Raw genomic sequence first — 14,866 nt, 5'->3', positions numbered from 1 at the left:
AAGTTAGGCTCATGGGCTTTTTGGCTTATGGAGTAAGTAAAGCGTGTGATCTTGTCACTCGCTCCACAATGAGGAGCGAGCAGGTAATCAAATACTAACTATCAGCTGGGGTTGGTTCGAGCTTGAACTCCGGTGTTGGCAATGCACTTACCGTTACCGCTTGTCCATTCAACAATTTGAATGCGCCTGCACTGGCAACTACATCACCCACTTTCAAGCCATCAACGATTTCAACAAAATCGCCGCGTGCCTTACCCAAGCGTACAAATTGTTGACGCGCTTTAAATGTGCCGGCTTTTTCACCGGCTTCAATTACAAAAACCGTATCACCGAAGGGCGCATAAATGACTGCTGTACTTGGAACAGCCAATACTTCCTGCGGATCAGACAAAGTCACTTTGGTTTCAACTGCCATGCCGGGAATCAACTGATTTTTTTCGTTTTGCAAATAGGATTGCACAATTGCATTACGGGTTACTGAACTGATCTCTGCACCAATCGCCGTAATTTCACCGGTAATTGTCGCATCAGAGCCATCGCCCACGTTGACTTCAACTGGCAAACCGCGATTCATTTGTACCAACCAGAATTGCGGTACGGGGAAATTGACGCGCACACTATTAGTCGCTTGTAAAGATACAATTTCGCCACCGACTTGTAGATCCTCCCCCAAGTCCACTTGACGAATGCCCAAGCGCCCATCGAAGGGCGCGCGCACTATTTTTTTCTCGAGAGTAGCTTTCAAATCGCCTACATCGCCTTCAGCAGATTCCATTTGCTGAACGGCAGTATCGAGTTCGCTTTGCGAAACAGTATTACGTTTGCGAAGCTCCACTAACCGTTCATGATTTGATTTAGCCAAACGCAGACGCGCTTCCGCGGCGCTCAGTTGCGATTGCTCATTACCCGACTCTTGTACCAGAATCACAGTACCTTTTTTAACTTGTTCACCGGATTTAAAGCGTATCTCTTTCACCTTACCGGCAACTTCGGCGGCAATCACAATACCTTCGGAGGCTTCTACCGTACCCATCGCCGTATAGCTATTAGGCCACTTTTGAATTTCCGTGGTGAACGTGCTGACAGTCTCAGAAGGTGCAGGGGTATTCTCGCCGGCCTCCACCATAGCGGCAATTTGACCGCCTTTGATGCCGCCGACAACCAACACAATTCCTAGAAGGCTTGCAACAGCAATACCGATTGATTTCGCATTGTTCATAAGATGAAGAACCATTGAGAGGAGAGAGGATTCAAAAATATGGGGTTGGCAAGCGACTACGGAGGGAGGAGGTGATAAACCGTAGGTATCCCAACCATAACTTCGGCATTTTTCAGCTGAAGAATTGTTGCACAGCCACATATAAAACCAAAACCAACAAGTGTCACAAAGTGTAAAAGTGACCTATCCGCTTTAGCTGTCAGAGAAAACCAGCCGACCATCTGGTCGGTTGGCAAATAATATTCCCTTTTTGATCATTGTCCAACGAATTGTTAGGCATAACACAAAGTTATGACATTCATCATTCAATGATGCCGCTATTCTCCACAATGGAGTGACAAGACCTGTCAGCAGAACTAATCGCCCGTTATGAAGGATGATAAAAGCTCAATCGACCAACTCGGCGGTGGTAATGCAGTAATTGCTCTCCGGCTCAGATACACCGCCCCCCAAAGGATCATGAACAATACCTACCTCGTAGTGGTCACCGGTAATTTGAGCAAGCAATTCACGAAGGGCCGCATACCGTTCAAGCGGATACCCGATGATATCGCCCTCCACCAGAACCACGTTTGAGCAATCCAGAATTGCTGCCCTACCTGCCACTTTTACCCACCCACCAACCGCTTGGATCTGGATACGAATAAGGCCGTAATGGTATTTATGAATAGAATCAACTTTGGGAATAAAATGGCGGAAATTTTGCCCAGCCGAAAAGAAAGAAGAAGATTTGAATTTTGAACCTATCACCCCTGCCGCAGACAGATGGCGCTCAATCAATTGAGTTTTATTAAAACCAACATAGGGTTCAGGATAAAAAATTAATGCAGTGGCGGTCATATAAACATCCTTGCTGTATGTGTTGATTAATGTCGGTCCGTGATTAGGCGGATTCAACCAAAGAACCGACTAAAAATCAACAAATGAAACTCGCTGAATTTAGCGATAAGTCTGCTAGGATTTGCGCTCTTTCGATTTTTCCAAGGAATATTTATGACCTGGGCACCCCACGTAACCGTCGCCACCATTATTGAACGCGATAATCGTTTTTTAATGGTGTACGAAGAGGCCGATGGCAAAAAAGTTTACAACCAACCGGCTGGCCATTTAGACCCTAACGAGACATTAAAAGAAGCGGCAATTCGCGAGACCTTGGAAGAGACAGGTTGGATTGTGGAGTTGACTGGTGTAGTAGGTGTGAATTTGTATACCGCGCCCAGCAATGGCATTACCTACTTCCGCACCACGTTTATTGCCAACGTCGTCAGTCATGATGCAGCGCGTACTTTGGATACCGGCATCATTGAAGCCGTCTGGCTGACCTATGAGGAGCTGCTGGCCCGCAAAGACCAGTTACGCAGCCCCATGACCCTGCAAATCATTGAAGAATACCTTGCAGGGCGCCGCTTTCCCCTCAATGTCGTCGGCTAAGGTGGCAGTGAGGGGCCGGGGCGGGTAAAATGCCCGCCTTTCCCTTTCCCAGCAGTTGCTCCTTATGTCAGACGCTCTTCCCGCCCCCGTCTCAGGCTCATCTATAGGCCAGGGCCAAAAAGTTATCGTTGGAATGTCCGGCGGTGTTGATTCCTCAGTCTCTGCCTTGCTCCTGAAACAACAGGGCTATCAGGTCGAAGGCCTGTTCATGAAGAACTGGGATGAGGACGACGGCACTGAATACTGTACGGCCAAAGCCGATCTGGCGGATGCCGAAATGGTCTGCGAACGCATTGGTATCAAGCTACACACCGCTAATTTTGCAGCGGAATATTGGGATAACGTATTCGAACACTTCCTCGAAGAGTACAAGGCCGGGCGTACACCTAACCCGGATATTCTCTGTAACCGCGAGATCAAATTCAAAGTTTTTATGGAATACGCGCGCATGTTGGGTGGCGAGCTGATTGCCACCGGCCACTATGTGCGCCGGGCCGACAGCAATGGCCATGCCCATCTGCTGAAAGGCCTAGACCCCAACAAAGACCAAAGTTACTTTTTACATGCGGTGGGCGAAGCTGAATTTGCCAAGTCCCTGTTTCCTGTCGGTGAGCTGGAAAAGCCGGAAGTACGCCGGATTGCAGAAGAACACGGTCTGGTTACTCACAACAAAAAGGACAGCACCGGGATTTGTTTTATCGGCGAGCGCCGCTTTAAAGACTTTTTGCAACAGTACCTGCCCGCACAACCGGGTGAGATTCAAACCCCAGACGGCAAGGTGATCGGCGAGCATATGGGTCTGATGTATCACACTATTGGCCAGCGTCAGGGGTTGGGCATTGGCGGCGTAAAAGGTGCCAACGAAGAGCCCTGGTTCGTTGCGCAGAAAGACTTGACACGCAATGTGCTGATAGTGGTGCAAGGTACGGATCACCCCCTTTTATATACCGATCACTTAATTGCCCAGCAGGCCCATTGGATTAATGGCACCCCGCCCTCATCTACCTTTACCTGTACTGCCAAAACCCGCTACCGCCAACCCGATCAGGAGTGCGTAGTAACCCTGTTGGCTGATGGCACCCTGGATGTTGGTTTTGCGCAACCGCAGCGCGCAGTAACACCGGGCCAGTCCGTCGTTTTTTATGAGCATGACATCTGCCTCGGTGGTGCAGTGATCGAATCTACCGACAACCGCTAACCCGTAAATCAAATCCCTTTTCAAGTAGCTGAGAGAATTTCGCGTGAGCAAAAACTGGCAAGACATTACCCTCGCCCTCGCAGGCGTATTTCAAGCAACTGCATTAGTGGAACAGGTTGCAAAAACAGGCCATGTCCCGCCCGATGCCTATAAATGCAGTATTGAAAGCATGCTCGACCTCAACCCTGAGAGCACACTCGCCGTTTATGGCGGGAACCTGGAAAACCTTCGTACCGGGCTCGAAGTCATGCGCGAACTACTGCGCCCCGGCTCGCAAAAACACCGGGAAACATTGCGCTATGGTTTAGGTGTGCTACACCTGCAGAAAAAACTCGCTGGCCGGCGCGATATGCTCGGCGTTATTGGCAGCCGTCTGGAGCAAGTTGCGCAACAGGCGCAACATTTTTCGTCTACCCATGAAAACGTTATCGCCAATTTAGGCACGCTCTATACCGAAACGCTGAGCACCTTCCGTTTTCGCATTCAAGTTAATGGCGACTACAATTATCTGCAACAACAGCGCATCGCCAACCAAATACGCGCCCTGCTGCTCGCTTCAGTGCGGTCGGCAATCTTATGGCGACAAGTTGGCGGCAACCGCTTGCAACTCCTGTTTTATCGTAAGCATATTGCGCAACAGGTCGATGATTTTTTGCGCAGGATGTAATTGATTCATAAAACACGGTGAACAAATTCGCATTTTATTTTTTAATCTTTAAACGAGAAACACAATGGACAATTCATTTAACACACTCAACGCGCTTAATGCTGTATCGCCAGTTGATGGCCGTTACGGTAGCAAAACCATCGCACTGCGCAGCATTTTTAGCGAATTCGGATTAATTCGTTTCCGCGTAGAAGTGGAAGTTCGCTGGTTGCAACAACTCAGTCGCCTTGAAGGTGTTCAGGAAGTCCCGGCATTCAGTGGAGCGACCAATGTATTTCTCGACAAGATCGTTACTGATTTTAACGAGGCCGATGCACAAGCAGTAAAAGATATCGAGCGCACCACCAACCACGATGTAAAAGCGGTTGAATATTTTCTTAAAAACAAATTTGCTGGCAATGCTGAACTCGAGGCCGTGTTGGAATTTGTACACTTCGCATGTACCTCGGAAGATATCAATAACCTCTCGCACGCATTAATGCTGCGCGAAGGCCGCAAAGTATTCCTGAAAGATGCTGAATCCATTATCGACGGAATCGCCAAACTCGCACACGATTACGCGGCAGATTCCATGCTCTCCCGCACTCACGGCCAAACCGCATCACCCACTACTGTGGGCAAAGAAATGGCGAACGTGGCTGCGCGTTTACGTCGCCAGTTAAAAACCATTAAAGAAGTGGAATTGCTCGGCAAAATTAATGGCGCCGTTGGTAACTACAATGCACACTTGTCTGCCTACCCTGATGTAGATTGGCAAACCAATGCGAAAGAATTTGTTGAAAGCTTGGGCTTGAGCTGGAACCCCTACACTACCCAAATCGAACCGCACGATTACATAGCTGAATTGTTTGACGCGATTGCACGTTTCAATACCATCGTGATCGATTTTGACCGCGACATCTGGGGTTATATCTCACTCGGTTACTTCAAACAAAAGACCATCGCCGGTGAAGTGGGATCTTCCACCATGCCCCACAAAGTGAACCCGATCGATTTTGAAAACTCTGAAGGTAACCTGGGGATCGCTAATGCGATTTTCACCCACCTCGCACAAAAACTGCCAATCTCCCGCTGGCAGCGCGACCTCACCGACTCAACTGTATTGCGTAATATGGGCGTCGGTTTTGGTTACGGCATGATTGCTTACGCATCAACGCTAAAAGGGATGAGCAAATTAGAAATCAACCGTGCGCGTCTCGCGGAAGATTTGAATAATTCATGGGAAGTGTTAGCCGAACCAATCCAAACCATTATGCGTCGCTATAACGTCGCAGAACCCTATGAGAAATTAAAAGCACTGACTCGCGGCCAAACTATCAATCGCGAGGTGCTCGCTGCATTTGTTGAAACGCTGGATATTCCCGAGCACGCCAAGCAGACTATGCGCGATTTGACCCCCGCCAATTACATTGGCAATGCGGTGGATCAAGCCAAGGCGATCTGAACCGTGAAAAAATAAAGGGCTCTTCAAGAGCCCTTTCTTATTTTGATTCCCATTTTATTTTCAGGTATTAAAAATGACCGCACCACTCACCCATCTTGGCGATATGCCCATCGAAGAATTTCTGCGCCATTACTGGCAAAAAAAACCACTGCTGATCCGCAATGCATTTCCCGGTTTTGAATCGCCAATTTCACCCGATGAATTAGCAGGTTTGGCGTTGGAAGAAGAAGTGGAGTCGCGCATTGTATTGGAAAAAGGTGCGACGCCCTGGGAATTGCGCAACGGGCCGTTTGATGAGAAAACTTTCGAGACATTACCAGAAAGTCATTGGACATTATTAGTTCAAGCAGCCGATCAATATGTGCCGGAAGTAAACCAAATGCTCGATGCATTTCGTTTTATTCCCAACTGGCGTCTGGATGACATTATGATCAGCTATGCACCGGATAAGGGCGGTGTCGGTCCACACTTTGATTATTACGATGTATTTTTACTGCAAGGTTTGGGGAAACGCCATTGGAAAATCGGTCAGATGTGCGATAACGATTCACCGCGTATTGAAGGTACCCGCTTAAAAATCCTGAGCGAATTCCACACTACTGACGAATGGGTAGTTGAACCGGGCGATATGCTTTATATACCGCCCGGGATTGCCCACTGGGGCAATGCGCAAGGCGATGACTGCATGACCTACTCAATCGGTTTCCGCGCACCCAGCCATGCCGATATTATTTCGGAGGTCGGCCAGGAGGTTGCATTGTCTATTGCCGATGATTTGCGCTTTAGCGACCCGGATTTGAAATTGCAGAATAATCCTGGCGAGATTGGTGCTGAAGCTATCTCGCAAGTACAGAAAATTTTGCAACAACATTTAACCGCAGAAAATATCGCCCATTGGTTCGGAAAATTTATGACCGAACGTAAATATCTGGATCACACCGACGAAGAGCCGATGGATATCGATGCCGATGAGTGGCAATCAGCCCTCGCCGATGGCGAATTGCTCTGGCGCCACCCATCGGCTCGCCTCGCTTTCCACAGCGATGCTAAGGGCACTTTATTATTTGCCGATGGCGAAGCGATTTGCTGTTCGCGCGAGCTGGCTGAGTTAGTGTGTAAAGAAGTGGAGATTAGTTGGCGCGAACTCAAAGAGTTAGTGCAAGATCCACAAAACCGCGCGGCAATTACCCAACTGGTCAATCAGGAAACCTTATTGGTCGATGAATAGCATGCTGATCACAATTATTCCCACCAGCTGGCAGCAACATAAAGCGGATTTAACTAAAATCCGAACCAATGTTTTTATGCACGAACAACAGGTTTCTGCAGCAGATGAGTGGGATGGATTGGATGAGCAAGCGATGCATTTTTTAGCCTTATCGGCAACTGACGAGGCCATAGGTTGTGCCCGATTATTGCACGAGCCATCGGGCGTAAATAATCTTTATCACATCGGTCGGGTTGCCATTCTCGAATCTTTTCGCAACCAAGGTATCGGCCATCAATTGATGCAGTTTGTAATCGCTTATTGCAAAAAAACAGCGCCCGCGAATCACATTTATTTACACGCGCAGACTGAACGCCGCCATTTTTACGAAGCATTGGGTTTTATTGCAGAAGGACATGAATTTATGGATGCAGGAATACCTCATGTCCGTATGTATCTACCGCACTAAAGGAGCAATAAAATGGCTGAACAATCATCAGCAAGTGATACGCTGTGGCTGTTGGATGGAATTTCGGATTTTCGCACTTATAGCGAACAATTGATCACGCAAAGTCGCCGTTCAATCGCCATTCTCACACGTGACCTGGATGCACTTGTCTACGCCACACCAGAATGCGTACAGCACTTATCAGACTTTGTGCGTTCCAGTCGCAATGCACAAATGCAAATATTGATTAAAGATACCAAACCCGCGATCGAAACCGGGCACTTGCTTGTGCGGCTTGCGCAGCGACTTTCATCCAAAATCCTCGTGCGTAAAATGACCGTTGAGCCCAACAATAAAGAAATGGGTTTTATGCTCGGTGATACTGACAAGCTACTCTATAAAAACGACGATGCACTGTATCGCGGTTTTTTTAATAGTGCCGCCGCCAGTGAAATAAAGTCCTTGCGCGAGGAATTCAATTACCTCTGGCAATATGGCGAACTTGAGCCTGAATTCCAAGTGCTGCACATTTAAGCTGCAAGCCCTACCCCCCGGTAATACCCATAAAAACTGTTGCCAAACTTCACAACGCGTAAAAAAAGCAGTTTTTGCCGGAAAAGCAGCGTATTTTTTGTTGCCGATTACTTTTTTATCCTATATATATAGCGTCAATCCGCGTTTAGGGCCGTTTAAGCCTACAAATGCAGGGCTTTTTGTTATAAAAGTTGTTGTACGAGTATTGCCAGGATCAACCAGACTCTGCAATTCACGTTGTTGCTATACGTAGTGACTATAGTTAGTTACTACGCTATTACTACACGAGCATCTTTGTTCAAAAGATAAGCATACCCACTCATCAATAAATAGAAGGAAACCAATATGGCCGCCAAAAAACCTGCTGCCCCTAAAGCTGCTCCAGCTAAAAAAGCACCTGCTGCTAAAGCTGCTGCCCCTAAAGCCGCACCAAAAGCTGCCGCTAAAAAAGCACCAGCACCAAAAGCCGCTGCTAAAAAAGCACCTGCTGTTAAAGCTGCTCCCGCTGTTGTTAAGCCGATTGCTGAACGCCAAAACAAAACCCAAATGTTGCAACAAATTGCTGACTCAACCGAACTGAGCAAAAAACAAGTTCAAGCAGTATTAGACGAGTTGACCAACATTATCGAAGGCCACATCAAGAAGAAAGGCGTGGGCGAATTCGTATTCCCTGGCCTGTTGAAAATTACCACCGTTAAGAAGCCCGCCACTAAAGCACGCAAAGGTATCAACCCCTTCACTGGCGAAGAAGTGATGTTCAAAGCCAAACCAGCGAGCACCTCTGTAAAAGTGCGCCCGCTGAAAAAACTGAAAGAAATGGCTGTTTAAATACTCGCTGCTTCTTGCACAAAAAGCCCCGCAACAGCGGGGCTTTTTATTGATACTCAAATCAATCTATAAAACCCTAAACCCTTCACCCACCAATGCATTTTGCAAGCGCTTGATGCGCTCAGCAAATTCATCCGCCGTGTATTCTTTTGCGGGGAGCTTACCCCAAATCGGTTGAGGCCATGCCGGGTCGTCGGTAAAGCGAGCAATATGATGAATATGGAGCTGGCGCACCACGTTGCCAAGTGCCGCCACATTCATTTTGTCGGCATCAAACACGCTGGTCATCACCTCTGACAAACGACAAGACTCCCGAATCAACTGCAGCTGCTCATCTTCTGCCAAGTGATGTATCTCATACACGTCCTCGCGCTTGGGCACCAAAATGCACCAGGGATAATTAGCATCACGGCTTAGCAGCAGTAGCGATAAATCAAATTCGCCGATAACGATAGAGTCTTGGGCAAGACGAGGATGAAGTTCAAACATGGTGCCTTCCTTCTTTTATTTGACAAGAGATAGACACTGGAGCACCCGAGGCGCTATACCAATATCTCCAACCGCCGTAGAATAAGCGGCTTTGAAACCCATTATAGCTACCAAGAAGTCATAACTATGCGTTCCAGCCGATTTTTAATTGCCACACTTAAAGAAACACCTTCAGATGCGGAAGTTATCAGCCATCAATTGATGCTGCGCGCGGGCATGATCCGCAAAATGGCCTCAGGCCTTTATAACTGGTTGCCGATGGGTTTGCGCGTACTGCGTAAAGTCGAAAAAATTGTACGCGAAGAAATGAATAAATCCGGCGCGATGGAAGTGTTGATGCCGGTAGTACAACCCGCAGAATTATGGGAAGAGTCGGGTCGCTGGCAGCAATACGGCCCGGAGCTACTGCGCATGACTGATCGCCATGATCGCCCTTTTTGCCTCGGCCCAACCCACGAGGAAGTGATTACCGATTTGATCCGCAATGAGATCAGAAGCTACAAACAATTGCCGGCCAATTTTTACCAAATCCAAACCAAATTCCGCGATGAAATACGTCCACGTTTTGGCGTAATGCGCTCGCGCGAATTTATCATGAAGGATGCTTATTCCTTCCACACCAGCACTGAGTCCCTGCAAGAAACTTACGATGTGATGCATGCGACCTACTGCAATATCTTCACCCGCTTGGGATTGCAATTCCGCCCGGTATTGGCCGATACCGGCTCAATCGGTGGCGCCTTCTCCCATGAATTCCATGTATTGGCCGACAGTGGTGAGGACGATATTGCGTTCAGTAACGCCAGCGACTACGCCGCCAATATCGAAAAAGCCGAAGCTCTGCCACCTTCGACACCACGCACCGCTGCACAACACGTGATGCAGGAAGTCGCAACACCAGGCAAACACAGTATCGATGAAGTCTGTGAGTTCCTGAAAGTCAGCCCGCAACAAACGGTAAAAACCCTGATCGTGCTGGGTGAAGTACGCGAAGATAAAACTCAGCCGCTGGTAGCGCTGGTATTACGTGGCGACCACGAACTCAACGAGATCAAAGCAGAGAAATTAACCGGTATCGCATCACCACTGACACTGGCACCTGAAGCGCGCATCAAAGCGGAGTTGGGTGTTGGCGTAGGTTCACTGGGTCCAGTCGGTCTGAAGATCGCCGTGATTGTTGACCACTCGGCTGCGCACCTCTCGGATTTTGTCTGCGGTGCCAATAAAGATGGCTTCCACCTGACGGGTGTAAATTGGGAACGCGACGCGACTGCACCGCTGGTTGCCGATATCCGCAATGTAGTGACCGGTGACCCAAGCCCTTGCGGTAAAGGCACATTGGAAATTAAACGCGGTATTGAAGTTGGCCACATATTCCAACTCGGTACTAAATATTCTGAAGCGATGAAAGCCAAGGTCTTGGATGTCAACGGTAAAGAGCAAACCATGATTATGGGTTGTTATGGTATTGGCGTAACTCGCGTTGTCGCCTCGGCCATCGAACAGAATTTTGATGAAAACGGTATTATCTGGGCAGATTCCATTGCACCTTTCCATATCGCCATAGTGCCGATCAACATGCAGAAATCCCCAGCTGTTGCCGCCAAATGCGAAGAGCTTTATACACAACTGCAAGAGGCAGGCTTGGATGTCTTGTTGATGGATGAAGACAAGGCACGTCTCGGAACCATGTTGGCAGATACCGACTTGATGGGTATCCCACATCGCATTGTGATTGGCGATCGCGGGCTGGAGGCTGGTAGCATCGAATACAAAGGGCGTCGTGATGCGGAGAAACAGGAAATTCCGGTAAACGATATTGTGAACTTCCTGAAAGCCACTGTGAAAGTGTAAACCAACCTTGTCTGTGCCCCCTTGAATTATCAAGGGGGCACATCGTCATCCCGGCCCTCTAGATAGAACTCACAATAGCATCGACTAACGCACATTTCTCTTCTGCAGTGAAAAGTCGTACTTATTTTTTCTCCGCCATCCACTTCGACAAGAATTCCCGAAATCTCAGTGCTCAAACCTTGTGTGTTTTGGTCGCAATAAATTGTTGTGCAAAGTCCGCTTATAGTGTGCAGTTACGCATAAAAAATCGGCTTTTTGTACCACTTCATAAAGTGGCATTCGCTTAAAAAAAATCGAACTTCTCCAGAAGAATTCCCACTTTAATTATTAACTGGCACCTTTAAAACGCTGTGACGCAGGTTGCAACGCCCCTTCAAGCATGAGTGTTAACTTGGCCTCGCTGTACGCATGGTTGTATTGTTTTTTTAAGCTGATATCACGATAAAAATATTCCATGCCTCCCTAAAAATTCGACTTACACGATCAATGGGCGATCGAGGTATCGGATTTATTTCGCATTGATAGACTCATCACACAATAATTGAGAGGAAATGCAATGAACTTTCATCGCGTAAAAAATACCGCCAGGCATTTGTTGTTTGCCGGCATCACTAGCTGTGCACTTGCTAGCACCGCACAAGCGGCCACCGTTGATTTACTGGTCCTCTACGATAATTTCTCCAAAAACTATTTTGGTGGCGATCCACAAACTGCAATGAACAGTTGGGTAAATCAAATGAATGCGGCTTATGCCGACAGCCAGATCGACGTGCAACTACGTTTGGTCGGTGTGCGTGAAATGGAGCAAGCGGGCGCCGACATGGGTGCGGTATTGGGCAACCTGCGCCTTAACAGTGCCGCCATCGCCCTGCGCGACCAATTGGGAGCAGACTTTGTATCCCAACTTCACCAAAAAGGCGCTTGTGGTGTTGGCTACGTGGCTGTCGATAAAAACTGGACATGGAACGTTACAGCACCGGGTTGCGGCCCTATCGTCATGGCGCATGAGCTGGGGCACAACATGGGATTGAATCACTCCCGCAAACAGGGTGACCAATCAGGTGCACGTTTCCGTTATGGTGTTGGTTACGGGGTGGATAACGTATTCGTCGATATCATGGCCTACGAAGGCGTATTTAATACTACGCGCGTCAATCGTTTCTCCAACCCCAATCTCACCTGCCGCGGACTACCCTGTGGTATAGCCGTGGGACAAGCCAATGAAGCTTACGGCGCACTGGCTATTCACAATGTCCGCGACGAAATCGCAGGCTTCCGCCCAACCGCAGGTGCTTCTGGTCCGGTACAAGTTTCACAGCATTGCGACTACGGTGGCTACAACGTTGGCTTACCAGTTGGCAGGTACACACTGGGTCAATTGCAAGCGCGCGGCATTATCAACGATGATATTTCATCGCTCCGCGTTCAAGCGGGTCACAGTATTACGCTCTATCAAAATGACAATTTCAGCGGCAACTCCATCACTAAAACCGGTGACGATAACTGCCTGGTGAATGAAGGATTTAACGATACTGCCAGTTCGATTGTCGTGGCGGCGAGCGGCGGCGTTAATATTTTGATCCAGGCTGAAAATTATTTTGCTAACAACGGTGTGCAAACTGAAGCTACTACCGATACCGGCGGCGGCCAAAATGTGGGTTGGATTGAGGCAAATGATTGGATGGCTTACAGCAATATCACCATTCCAACGACCGGCACCTACACGATTGAATACCGTGTTGCGAGCCCAAGTGGCGGCAGACTCTCAGCCGATTTAAATGGTGGTGGAATTCTGTTGGGTGAAGTAGCCATACCGGCAACCGGCGGTTGGCAAAATTGGACCACCGTTACACAAACCGTCAATATGAATGCAGGCACTTATAATTTTGGCGTGTTTGCCAAAACCGGTGGATGGAATATTAACTGGATTCGTATCAAACGCTAACGCAAGCTTGTACACGTGGAATAGGCATCGATTCCTGATGCCTATTCCGCGATTTATATTCTCACCACAACAATAATGAGCGAAAGAGTTATGCAAACCCAACGACATTTTTGGCTAAAAACAGTAATTGCTGGCGGGATTGTAATGGGCGTCGTGTATTTTTTTGCCCAACCATTAGAAGATGCGCCGACAAATATTATCGACCCGGCGGTAACCATACAAAAATCGTCCCCTAGTGTTGTTGATGATGATAGTCAGTTAAATAATCAACGCACAGCACAGAACTCCTCAAGTGCATCATCAGCGGATGAACAGACAATCGCGCCTGAACTACAAGAGCGCTTGGCGGCTATGCAACAACGCAGGCCCAATCAGCAATTTTCCAATAGTGAAGTTGCCGCTGCAGTCAATCGCACTAGCAGTTGGACGCCAACGGAAGACATTCCCCGCGAACTGCCATTGCAGCCAGAAGAATTTACCGATGGCCGTCAATTTATCGAATTGGATAGCTTAAAAATTGAAACATTAATGCCCGGTGACCAGATCAATGTCCGCGTAGATGAAAATGCCAAAGATTATAAAGTGACTATCGATAAAGTAGAGAAGCACGATTACAACAGCATCAGCTGGCACGGCCATATACAGGGGGATGACGGACAAAAATACAGTGTGAGTTTTACGCGCGGAGAACAATTAACAGTGGGGGGGTTGGATACACCGGATGGTCACTACGTTATCCAAGCCCATGGTGACAAAGGTTGGGTTGCATCGAGCCAATTGTTGTTTAAAACAGACACATCAGTGAGCGACGCTATACATCCTGCCGATGTAGATCCCAACTACTCCAACAACCAAGGCACACCGCATAACCATCAATGATGTGGAAAAAATATCGGCTCTTCTATACAGAGCCGATACACATTATTGGGACGGCACTTGCAGAAATTCCGCGGGTGACAATGCGCGCTTGGTGATTCGCGCTTGCGCAATATCCCCTTTAAACCAATGCACTTGATTCATGCGCGCGCCAATTGACGTTTTAGCATTGCTGGCAATCGGCAAATAGTCCACCTGCCCCACTAACTCTTGCTGTCCGTTTACGTAGGAAACAAACTCGCGATTTTTAAACGTTATCGCTGCGTGCGCCCACTCCCCAATGGGATGAACTTTGGTTGGGTCAATCAACGTAAATTGCGATTTTTCCGATTTGATATACGCATCCAAATACCACTGCTTTTTATCATTCAATCGCAATTCGATTGTGACGCGACGATTCGGATTGTCGGGTGATTCAATATGAAAAAAACGCGGTTCAAGATTATTCGGGTAAGCATCCGCCGGATTGAAAATAATCTCGATGGTAAATTCGATCGCATCACCCAAAGGATTGGCATCCACCAGCAAACGGTCGCCATCACCATCAAAGCGCACCGCAGCGCCCAGAGCCGTATTCACAACTTGAGGATTTCCCAAGACCTCGGCCGACGCACCGCCAATCCGACTTAGCGAATTGATATCCCATAGCGAAGCATCAGTCGATATTCCCGCAGGCGAGGCACAGGCAATCAACACCAGTGTGGCGGGAAGCAGTAATAATTTCAT

General features: G+C 48.1%; 15 protein-coding genes. 11 read left to right on the top strand and 4 right to left on the bottom strand.

The window, feature by feature from the left end; translation table 11 throughout:
• Positions 1-94: 94 nt before the first annotated feature.
• Together J2X05_RS10790 and J2X05_RS10785 are read right to left on the bottom strand one after the other, a co-directional pair.
• Positions 95-1,219, bottom strand: a complete 1,125-nt coding sequence (locus J2X05_RS10790; RefSeq protein WP_310072300.1) for an efflux RND transporter periplasmic adaptor subunit — start codon at positions 1,217-1,219, stop codon at positions 95-97.
• A gap of 387 nt (positions 1,220-1,606) precedes the next feature.
• Positions 1,607-2,059: a hypothetical protein gene (locus J2X05_RS10785; RefSeq protein WP_310072298.1), complete on the bottom strand. Its 453-nt coding sequence runs from the start codon at positions 2,057-2,059 to the stop codon at positions 1,607-1,609.
• A 153-nt stretch (positions 2,060-2,212) separates the two neighbouring features.
• Between J2X05_RS10785 and J2X05_RS10780 the strand changes: the two genes are divergently transcribed.
• From J2X05_RS10780 to J2X05_RS10745, 8 genes are all read left to right on the top strand, one after another.
• Entirely contained in the window at positions 2,213-2,650 is a 438-nt protein-coding gene (locus J2X05_RS10780; protein WP_310072296.1) for an NUDIX hydrolase, read from the top strand.
• A 64-nt stretch (positions 2,651-2,714) separates the two neighbouring features.
• Entirely contained in the window at positions 2,715-3,848 is a 1,134-nt protein-coding gene (gene mnmA / locus J2X05_RS10775) for a tRNA 2-thiouridine(34) synthase MnmA (RefSeq protein WP_310072294.1), read from the top strand.
• 43 nt (positions 3,849-3,891) lie between these two features.
• Positions 3,892-4,515 carry a high frequency lysogenization protein HflD gene (hflD, locus tag J2X05_RS10770; protein WP_310072292.1) on the top strand — a complete coding sequence of 208 codons (624 nt, stop codon included), beginning with the start codon at positions 3,892-3,894 and terminating at the stop codon, positions 4,513-4,515.
• 64 nt (positions 4,516-4,579) lie between these two features.
• Positions 4,580-5,959 (top strand): adenylosuccinate lyase, encoded by a 1,380-nt coding sequence (gene purB, locus J2X05_RS10765; protein ID WP_310072291.1) that lies wholly within the window; start codon positions 4,580-4,582, stop codon positions 5,957-5,959.
• A gap of 73 nt (positions 5,960-6,032) precedes the next feature.
• Positions 6,033-7,187 carry a ribosomal protein uL16 3-hydroxylase gene (locus J2X05_RS10760; RefSeq protein ID WP_310072289.1) on the top strand — a complete coding sequence of 385 codons (1,155 nt, stop codon included), beginning with the start codon at positions 6,033-6,035 and terminating at the stop codon, positions 7,185-7,187.
• Position 7,188: 1 nt separating this feature from the next.
• Positions 7,189-7,635, top strand: a complete 447-nt coding sequence (locus tag J2X05_RS10755) for a GNAT family N-acetyltransferase (RefSeq protein ID WP_310072287.1) — start codon at positions 7,189-7,191, stop codon at positions 7,633-7,635.
• Positions 7,636-7,647: 12 nt separating this feature from the next.
• On the top strand, positions 7,648-8,148 hold the full coding sequence (locus tag J2X05_RS10750) for a DUF7931 domain-containing protein (protein WP_310072285.1): 501 nt from the start codon (positions 7,648-7,650) through the stop codon (positions 8,146-8,148).
• Positions 8,149-8,493: 345 nt separating this feature from the next.
• Positions 8,494-8,976: an HU family DNA-binding protein gene (locus J2X05_RS10745; protein ID WP_310072283.1), complete on the top strand. Its 483-nt coding sequence runs from the start codon at positions 8,494-8,496 to the stop codon at positions 8,974-8,976.
• Between the two features lie 66 nt (positions 8,977-9,042).
• Here the strand turns inward: J2X05_RS10745 and J2X05_RS10740 are convergent, their stop codons facing one another.
• Positions 9,043-9,465, bottom strand: coding sequence for an HIT domain-containing protein (locus J2X05_RS10740; protein ID WP_310072281.1), 423 nt, complete (start codon positions 9,463-9,465; stop codon positions 9,043-9,045).
• 126 nt (positions 9,466-9,591) lie between these two features.
• On the opposite strand from J2X05_RS10740, the gene J2X05_RS10735 reads away from it, so the two are divergent.
• The 3 genes from J2X05_RS10735 to J2X05_RS10725 all read left to right on the top strand — a co-directional run bounded on the left by J2X05_RS10735 (position 9,592) and on the right by J2X05_RS10725 (position 14,143).
• Entirely contained in the window at positions 9,592-11,319 is a 1,728-nt protein-coding gene (locus tag J2X05_RS10735; protein ID WP_310072279.1) for a proline--tRNA ligase, read from the top strand.
• Between the two features lie 556 nt (positions 11,320-11,875).
• A complete protein-coding gene (locus J2X05_RS10730) occupies positions 11,876-13,264 on the top strand; it encodes a carbohydrate-binding protein (RefSeq protein WP_310072277.1) in 1,389 nt (462 codons plus the stop codon).
• Between the two features lie 90 nt (positions 13,265-13,354).
• On the top strand, positions 13,355-14,143 hold the full coding sequence (locus tag J2X05_RS10725; protein WP_310072275.1) for a protease inhibitor BamI-like protein: 789 nt from the start codon (positions 13,355-13,357) through the stop codon (positions 14,141-14,143).
• 42 nt (positions 14,144-14,185) lie between these two features.
• On the opposite strand, the gene J2X05_RS10720 is transcribed toward J2X05_RS10725, so the two are convergent.
• Positions 14,186-14,866 carry a LamG domain-containing protein gene (locus J2X05_RS10720; RefSeq protein WP_310072272.1) on the bottom strand — a complete coding sequence of 227 codons (681 nt, stop codon included), beginning with the start codon at positions 14,864-14,866 and terminating at the stop codon, positions 14,186-14,188.

It is taken from the genome of Cellvibrio fibrivorans (genome assembly GCF_031457055.1).
In the GTDB taxonomy this organism is placed as follows: domain Bacteria; phylum Pseudomonadota; class Gammaproteobacteria; order Pseudomonadales; family Cellvibrionaceae; genus Cellvibrio; species Cellvibrio fibrivorans.
Note: the sequence above shows the minus strand (reverse complement) of the source record. Positions and strands in the feature narration are given on the sequence as shown.

Bases quoted from the DNA above. Each gene is read 5' to 3' on its own strand.
- J2X05_RS10790 (WP_310072300.1), bottom strand. From the start codon at position 1,219: ATGAACAATGCGAAATCAATCGGTATTGCTGTTGCAAGCCTTCTAGGA.
- J2X05_RS10785 (WP_310072298.1), bottom strand. From the start codon at position 2,059: ATGACCGCCACTGCATTAATTTTTTATCCTGAACCCTATGTTGGTTTT.
- J2X05_RS10780 (WP_310072296.1), top strand. From the start codon at position 2,213: ATGACCTGGGCACCCCACGTAACCGTCGCCACCATTATTGAACGCGAT.
- mnmA (WP_310072294.1), top strand. From the start codon at position 2,715: ATGTCAGACGCTCTTCCCGCCCCCGTCTCAGGCTCATCTATAGGCCAG.
- purB (WP_310072291.1), top strand. From the start codon at position 4,580: ATGGACAATTCATTTAACACACTCAACGCGCTTAATGCTGTATCGCCA.
- J2X05_RS10760 (WP_310072289.1), top strand. From the start codon at position 6,033: ATGACCGCACCACTCACCCATCTTGGCGATATGCCCATCGAAGAATTT.
- J2X05_RS10755 (WP_310072287.1), top strand. From the start codon at position 7,189: ATGCTGATCACAATTATTCCCACCAGCTGGCAGCAACATAAAGCGGAT.
- J2X05_RS10750 (WP_310072285.1), top strand. From the start codon at position 7,648: ATGGCTGAACAATCATCAGCAAGTGATACGCTGTGGCTGTTGGATGGA.
- J2X05_RS10745 (WP_310072283.1), top strand. From the start codon at position 8,494: ATGGCCGCCAAAAAACCTGCTGCCCCTAAAGCTGCTCCAGCTAAAAAA.
- J2X05_RS10740 (WP_310072281.1), bottom strand. From the start codon at position 9,465: ATGTTTGAACTTCATCCTCGTCTTGCCCAAGACTCTATCGTTATCGGC.
- J2X05_RS10735 (WP_310072279.1), top strand. From the start codon at position 9,592: ATGCGTTCCAGCCGATTTTTAATTGCCACACTTAAAGAAACACCTTCA.
- J2X05_RS10730 (WP_310072277.1), top strand. From the start codon at position 11,876: ATGAACTTTCATCGCGTAAAAAATACCGCCAGGCATTTGTTGTTTGCC.
- J2X05_RS10725 (WP_310072275.1), top strand. From the start codon at position 13,355: ATGCAAACCCAACGACATTTTTGGCTAAAAACAGTAATTGCTGGCGGG.
- J2X05_RS10720 (WP_310072272.1), bottom strand. From the start codon at position 14,866: ATGAAATTATTACTGCTTCCCGCCACACTGGTGTTGATTGCCTGTGCC.